Origin of the sequence: Corynebacterium sp. c3Ub_189, from assembly GCF_039907195.1 — a bacterium.
Lineage (GTDB): Bacteria > Actinomycetota > Actinomycetes > Mycobacteriales > Mycobacteriaceae > Corynebacterium.
This window is the reverse complement of record NZ_JASBOF010000064.1, coordinates 1-685: the sequence shown is the minus strand read 5'-3', so window position 1 is coordinate 685 and position 685 is coordinate 1. Positions and strand designations below refer to the sequence as shown.

Sequence of the window (685 nt, the reverse complement as noted above, 5' to 3'; positions counted from 1 at the left end):
ATCTGACGTTTTGTGCGCCGAAATCTGTTTCATTGTTGTGGGGCATGGGTGCTGATTCTTCGGTTCGTAGCATCGTTGATGAAGCCCACCAGGCGGCAGTAAGTCAGGCATTGGATTACTTATCAGAACATGCCGGCTATACGCGAAAGCAAGACCCTGCTGCGTCAAAGAAGCGTCTGATCATTGAAAAATTGGCGGGTATTTCTGGCGTGAAATATGAACACCGAACTTCACGTGCGGGCGATCCTCACGTCCATTCCCACGTGTTGCTGGCGAATAAACAGTTGTGCCAGGACGGCAAGACTCGCACTCTGGATGGGGTTAGTTTGTATCACGAAGCGCGTGCGGCAGGCATGGTGTATCAGGCCACGGTGCGCGAAATTCTGAGTCGAAAACTCGGCGTGGAGTTCGGTGATGTGGTCAATGGGTGCGCGGAAATCGTCGGTCTTGATGACCCAGAATTGCTTGCGTCGTATTCAACTAGGGCGCGCGAGATTGACCAATGGCAGGCCGAGAATGGTTTAGAGACGCGGGCGGCGTATGAGCGTATCGCGCAGAAAATCACCCGCCGCACTAAGGACACCGAGACTCCACTAGACGAGTTAGAAACCGAGTGGGCTAGTGCCGAACATGGCGCAACGGTGCGTGCGTTTGTGGACGGACTGGAGCCAAGAAGTAAAGCGGC

Annotated in this window: 1 protein-coding gene; it reads left to right on the top strand. The window is 54.2% G+C overall.

Features of this window, described 5'->3' with window-relative positions:
• Positions 1-44: 44 nt before the first annotated feature.
• Positions 45-685: MobF family relaxase (mobF, locus tag QKD99_RS11520; RefSeq protein WP_347951490.1), on the top strand; the 641-nt coding region annotated here is incomplete at its 3' end.